General features: G+C 55.7%; 4 protein-coding genes and 1 pseudogene. 1 reads left to right on the forward strand and 4 read right to left on the reverse strand.

Features of this window, described 5'->3' with window-relative positions:
- A partial coding sequence (locus EB836_RS17795; protein ID WP_167854317.1) for a transposase occupies nt 1-211 on the reverse strand: 211 nt, incomplete at its 3' end.
- On the opposite strand from EB836_RS17795, the pseudogene EB836_RS17800 reads away from it, so the two are divergent.
- Nucleotides 131-670 (forward strand): annotated as a pseudogene (locus EB836_RS17800) (transposase); the annotation flags it as partial. The gene EB836_RS17795 and the pseudogene EB836_RS17800 sit on opposite strands and share 81 nt — an antisense overlap.
- A gap of 392 nt (nt 671-1,062) precedes the next feature.
- Here the strand turns inward: EB836_RS17800 and EB836_RS17805 are convergent.
- The 3 genes from EB836_RS17805 to hsdR are packed head-to-tail and all read right to left on the reverse strand — an operon-like array spanning nt 1,063 to nt 6,142.
- A complete protein-coding gene (locus tag EB836_RS17805; protein WP_167854515.1) occupies nt 1,063-2,286 on the reverse strand; it encodes a restriction endonuclease subunit S in 1,224 nt (407 codons plus the stop codon).
- A gap of 8 nt (nt 2,287-2,294) precedes the next feature.
- Nucleotides 2,295-3,710, reverse strand: a complete 1,416-nt coding sequence (locus EB836_RS17810; RefSeq protein ID WP_135542769.1) for an N-6 DNA methylase — start codon at nt 3,708-3,710, stop codon at nt 2,295-2,297.
- Nucleotides 3,707-6,142, reverse strand: a complete 2,436-nt coding sequence (gene hsdR, locus EB836_RS17815) for a type I restriction-modification system endonuclease (RefSeq protein WP_240690167.1) — start codon at nt 6,140-6,142, stop codon at nt 3,707-3,709. Before hsdR ends, EB836_RS17810 begins: the two co-directional genes overlap by 4 nt.
- Between the last annotated feature and the right edge of the window lie 140 nt (nt 6,143-6,282).

Below are 6,282 nucleotides of genomic sequence, written 5' to 3' on the forward strand. Positions count from 1 at the left end.
CGTCGGGAGCGCGTCGAGCTGATCCGGAGCCGGTTCCTTCAGTGCCAGTGGCCTTCGCGACCCACCGGCCCAGCGTCGACTCGTTGATGTCGAGGTCGCGGGCGACTTCGGCTCGGGACTTCCCGAGATCGGTGACCATCGCGACGGCGTCGGCCTTGAACTCCGAGGTGAACTCTCTGCGGGGCCGCCGCGGGGATTGGTTGGTAGTCATGTGCAGCAGTTTCCTTTCGTCGGGTTCTGCTGTCTACTCAAATCATGACACCCCAACCGGGTCACCGCGTTCGTCACGAACACGAAGAGCGGGCAGTTGGCGGACCTGGAAGTCCGCCACCGATCCAGGGCTCGTTGTGAGGATCGGATCCGCATCGCCAAGGACTCCGGGTTACGCAACTTCCCGCTGAAGGGATTCGATCAGAACCAGATCTGGTTAGCTGTTGTCGCTTTAGCTGGAGAGATCGAGGCGTGGAAGTCGTTGCTGGCGTTTCCGACCCACGAGATCCGCCGGTGGGAACCAAAGAAGCTGCGGATGCACGTCTACGCGGTCCCGGCGACGATCGCGAGGACAGCCAGGCGGGCCGTGGTGCATATGAAGGCGACTGCCCGTTGGGCCGGGGTCATCGTTGCTGGTCTCGACCGGTTGCGGAGTCTGCCGCGGCCAGCCCCAGGATAGAGCCGTGGTGGCAGTGTTCGTTCGAGTTGAGGAAAGGGCTGGGGTTGGATCCCCGCAGGGCCGTGGCGACACACGGTGGTCGTGTCATGCTCGAATGGCAGAATCAGTGTCGGTACGCGGCAACGGAGCCGGAATCATGGGCAACCAGCTACCCATGAAAAATCGAGGTTAGGCGCTGCGACGCAGTAGTCAGCCATACGCCAAACAATTCTTTGATTTCGGCGACTCAAGGACGCTACGTGAGTTAGGCGCAGATTCTAGTGGACTGAAACGGAGGTCGATCCCAGCGACGCGGCCACCCCGATGCCAGATGCATGCAACAGTAAGAACGCTTCGGGCGCGTCGCGCTAAACAATTCTGCACTCGACAAGAACTACTTCTCAAACAAGGAATTACGAAATACCCCTCAAGGCTTTCTGGCGCAGGACGCTGCGAGTGGACAGAAGCATTTCTCTGGTTTGTTCAACAGCTGACTCAACTTTGACCAGTCGACCCACCGTGCGCTCGATGTCAGCCGTTATGGATTTCTGAACCTCGAGCGGAGGTATCTGCACTTCTATGTCGTAAATCTTTTTTCCCGAGATCAGCGGCTGGGCGCTCGAACTCGTATTGACTCGAAGATTCGTATGTGCCAATAGGTGGTAAAGAAAGTCTTTGTCGATCTCATGCTCGTTAAATCGAGCTACTAGTGCATTATCAGTAACCCAGCATTCTTCTTTCGACATATGCACAGCGCCACAGTAATAGCCCACACGACCTATGGCGATTGTGCCTGCAGGGTAACAAGCCTGGTCATGATAGCCAGTCACACCATTACCGCCATAGACAGGCACGCCGCCGTCGGGGTGCATCTCTCTGGCAGTGAGACCCTTCCCTGAAGACACCCTAAGGATCTTTCCGAGCGGCTCAACTTTCCATGCCTTCGGTGGATCGTCCTTATAGTTCGCACTGCCGTAACCAGCGAGCAGTGCCTGCACCAGGGTGAACTGCTTTTGGGGAAATTCCTCAAGGAAGTGGTCGAGGCGTTCGAGTACGTCGTCGATCTTCTGGTTCGCTGCCCGCAGTTTCTCAACGATCGCCTTCTGCTCATCAATCGGCGGCAATGGGAGTGGGTAGTCGTGCAGTTTTTGGAGAGTGACCCCCATGACTGTGGTCCCTGACGCGTGATTACTGAACCATTGAAAGTTCGCGTCAAAGTTCACCTTGAGAAACTCGGCCAGGACAACTTCCGAACGAGCAATCTTCAAATCCTGGTTGATGGTTGTCGCAATCTCGGTGATGGCGCTGACTCCAGGCGCGATACGAGTAGCAACAATCAGGTCCCCAGGTTCTGCAAGCTGTGCACTACTGTTCCGAAATCCTGACTCAGTGATTCGATCGACTGTGCAACTAATGGTATCGAAACCTAGGTCTTTGACACTAGCCCAAGGTATTTCTCCACCCCAATACGCAGGGTCTCTTTTGGAAGGCGTTCCCCCACCGGTAAACGAAACAGCTTTGCCCGACCGCACCCATTTCCAGTGCGCTGGGATCTCGTAGGGTTGCTCGTCTTCGGGTACGAGGGCTGCTACGGGGATGTTGTCGAAGTCAGTAATCAGTGAAGTCGTGCGTTTCATTGCCATCTTCAGTCAACCTCGTTGGCGTTGGCACCAAGTTCTGCGGAGAGGGTACGCAGCAGGTCGACTGCCTCATCGAGTAGGTCTGCTGCGGCGGCGCTCATCTTGCCGGGGTCTAAATCAGTGAGGTCGTTGCTGTTGTCGCTGGCACGAATCAAGCCCCTGTCGAGTGAGTCGTCTTTGTCGGCGATCTCTTCGCGCGTGAGGTGGCTCCACCGCTCATCCGCGATGGTGGTACGGTCGCATGCGGTATACGCGGTCTCAAAATCGGTGAAGTGTCCGGTGGTGAGCGGTGTTCGCTTACCGAACGATGGCATGCTGGTGCGCAGGTCGTAGAACCAGACCCCGCTGGTGTTGCCTTTATCGGTCTTGCCGCGCTCGAATAACAGCACGTTGGTTTTGACTCCTTGGGCGTAGAAGATGCCGGTTGGTAGGCGCAGGATGGTGTGAAGGTTGCATTTGTCCATTAGGTCTTCACGGATACGCCTACCGTCGCCGTCGGCGAAGAGTACGTTGTCAGGAAGTACTACTGCCGCGCGTCCACCAGGTTTGAGGCTGCGGTAGATGTGTTGCAAGAAGTTCAGCTGCTTGTTTGATGTCGGGAACGTGAGGTCGTCACGACTTGCACGCTCCCCGCCTTTCTTGGTTCCGAAGGGCGGGTTGGTGAGTACTAGGTCGAAGCCGCGCACGTTCTTACCAAGCGGTGAAAGCGTATCGCCGAGAATGATTGGTGCTTCGATGCCGTGCAGCATGGCGTTCATGAGCGCGAGGCGGTGGGTGTCGTGCACGAGTTCGACGCCGGTGAAGGCTTGTTTGACTTCGAATTCTGATTGGTCTTGGTCGAGGGCGAAGAAGTCGTCGGTTGCTTCGCGTACGTGCTGGTTCGCGGCAATCATGAATCCGAAGGTGCCACAGGCGGGATCGTTGCACTTCTCGCCCGGCTTAGGATCCATGAGCCTGACCATCACGTCGATGAGTACACGTGGTGTGAAGTACTGGCCTGCGCCTGATTTCTTCTCGTTCGCGTTCTTTTCGAGGAGTCCTTCGTAGAGGTTTCCGAGGCCCTCTTCGCGTGCGGAGTACCAGTCAAGCGCATCGATGGAAGAGATGATCTTCTTGAGGTTGGCGGGTTCATCGATGTTGGTTGACGCACCCGCGTATATCTCTTGCACGCGCCCCATGGCATCTTCACCAAGATGCTGCAGGAGGTCGCGGTAGTAACGCTTTAACTCAATGCCTGACTTGGTACGCAGAACGTCCCACCGGTATTCGGCGGGAATCTGCTCCTCAGTTCCGGTTTCCTTAGCCATTTTCAGGAACAGGATGTAGGTCATTTCGGTGACGTACTGGTGGTAGGTGATGCCGTCGTCGCGGAGGACGTCTGAGAGTCTCCATAGTTTGGCGACGATGTCTTGGTTGTTCACTTTGCGGATACTTCCTCGTACATGTAGGTATTGATGTCTTCGACGACGGCGCCGAGACGTCCCCGGAATGCTTTGTCAATGCGTGCGAACCCGCCCTGGCTTCGGAATCGCACGTCCTCATCGAAGGTGTCTCGGGTGATGAGTTCTTCGTTGGTAAGGTAGTCGCGGATGCGACCAAGCCAGGTCTGCTCAATCTTGCTGGGCTGGTACTCAATCTGAATCTTCGACAGAGCAAAATCGATGCGCTGGTTGTGGGTAAGCAGCGGCGAGCCAATCGCATATCGGCGCACGAGCGAGATGATGTCAGCAGTAATCTCCGTGTTGCTCATCTCTGAAACAGCACTGGAGAGCTTCTGCGAGGTGAACCCTGCTCGATCTAGCGTGAGCTTGAGCGATTTGAGTTGCTCACGGGTTAGATCGGTTGGCTTCGTGCAAATAATCGTGAGCGCCGCGATCTCGTTCTGGTTATTCCGCACATAATGGGTGAACTCTTCAAGGTAGTCCTCGGGGCGCTTGGCGTCTCCATAGTCGCGTGTATGGGTGAGGAGTTGATCTGCCTTGTCAGAGATCACGAGGCCTTTTGCTCCGCCGAACGTGTTGTCATCTAGGTAGGCGAATAACTCGGAGTGTTCTTTCACCCAAGCAGCAGCAACCTCAGGGTTCATCCCACGCAGGGTCTCCGCTACTTCTCTCAAGCCTTTGCCACCCGCGAGATCGCTTGTGTGTTCTGCCTCCTGTCCGTTGATTCGATGGGTGCGGCGCTGCAGTTTGGCGATGATCTGAGTGATGACAGATGCCATCGATTCGGCGTCGCTTTCGGGATTTTCAGACGTGAAGTCGATGCCTTCGATGAGGTCAGCGAAAGACGTGCTGGGGTTCGCGGCCAACGGCTTCATGGTGTTGACCTGATCGAGAGCATCGTAGACACCTACCGGGTCATAAATGTCGAACTTCTCTTTGCGGACCTCGGGGCAGAGCCTGGTCGCACGACCGAGCATTTGCTCGAACAGGATGCGCGAGCGAACCCTTCTCAAGAAGATGAGTGACGTGAGATCAGGAACGTCGATGCCCGTGGTGAGAAGGTCAACGGTGACAACAATTGATGGAAAGCGTTCGTTCTTGAACCGTTTGATCGCTTCCTTAATCTTCTTCCTGTTGCCGCCAGCTACACTACCTGTGATTTTCATGATCGCATCGGTGTCGACCCCAGAATCGGCGTAGATGTCCTTGAGGAGATCGACAATCATGTCGGCGTGAGCGTCGTCAACGGCGTAAATAAGGGTCTTGCCGTAGACATCCGGTGAGGTCGGGTCGAGATCCTGCGCGATTTCTGTGAGCACTGCACGGTTGAAGTCTTCAGTGATCACTTGCCGGTTGAACTGGTCAACGTCGAAGGTGATTTCGTCTTCAAGCTCTGCACTGTTGGTGATCTCACCGGTTTCAGAGTCGTATATTGGCAGAGTTTCACCTTTGTCGAACTTGATCCCGTCGCTAGAGAGCTTTGTGGTGAGCCGGTGCGGTGCGTCGTGGTCTACGAGCCAGCCGTCGATGACAGCTTCCCTGTAGGTGTACGTATACACGGGCTGGTCGAAGATCTGCGTGGTATGCAGCGCTGGGGTGGCTGTCAGTGCGATTTTCGAGGCGTCGAAGTAGTCGACCACGCTGCGGTACGCAGACTGGTAATCGAACTGGTCTCGGTACAGAGCCTCGTCCTCAGTCATGTCCTTATCGAGCAGATAGCCTCGATGGGCTTCATCAACAATGATGAGATCGAAGTCTGAAACTGCAGGTTTCGTTTCGCCGTCTGCGAAGAAGACTCGTTTGACCATTCCCTGTACGGTAGACACCTGCACTCGCAGCTCAGGGTCGATTCCAGCTTCTTCGAGACCCTGAACCGAGTACAACTCATCGAGGGTCATGAGTTCTTCAAGCTTGACGTCTTTGAAGGTATCTTCGGCCTGCTCACCCAAGCTTGTGCGATCCACAAGGAACAAGATCCTGCGGAACCTGTCAGTCTTCAGGAATCGATAGATCATTCCCAGCACTGTGCGAGTCTTGCCGGTGCCAGTCGCCATCGCGAGCAACGCATGAGTCTTTCCGCCAGTGATCGCGTCCTCTGCAGCATGAATTGCGTCGATCTGGTAGCCGCGTAGATTGAGCCCATTCGGGTTGGTGAGTAGATCGTCGCCAAGGTTCGCCAGTGCGTTGTCGGCTGTACCAGTGTCGGCTTCAAAAACTTCCGTCAAGCCTGCAGGGCTGTACCAGCCTTGTAACGCGCGTGGTGCGTTATCGGTGCTGCGAACATCTCGGAACCATACGCCTGACTTGGTTCGATACTGCTGGAGGTACGGGCGACCGTTGGTAGCGAAGATGAACGGCACCCGGTAGTCACCCCATGTCCCGAGCGTGAGGTCGTGGTGCTCCGATTTGATGGTCTGGGCATAGTGTCAAGTCCCGGGTTTTCTAGAGGCTGAGCGTTCGTTCAGTTTCTTAGGCTGCTAATTCCTGTAGGCTCGTGTAGTGGGTTGCTTCGATTTCGGCGGGAGTCTGATACCCAAGCATTGAATGTAGC

This window comes from Brevibacterium sp. S111 (assembly GCF_004745075.1).
Classification (GTDB): domain Bacteria; phylum Actinomycetota; class Actinomycetes; order Actinomycetales; family Brevibacteriaceae; genus Brevibacterium.

Coding starts and splice junctions, on each gene's coding strand:
- EB836_RS17805 (WP_167854515.1), bottom strand. CDS start 2,286: ATGAAACGCACGACTTCACTGATTACTGACTTCGACAACATCCCCGTA.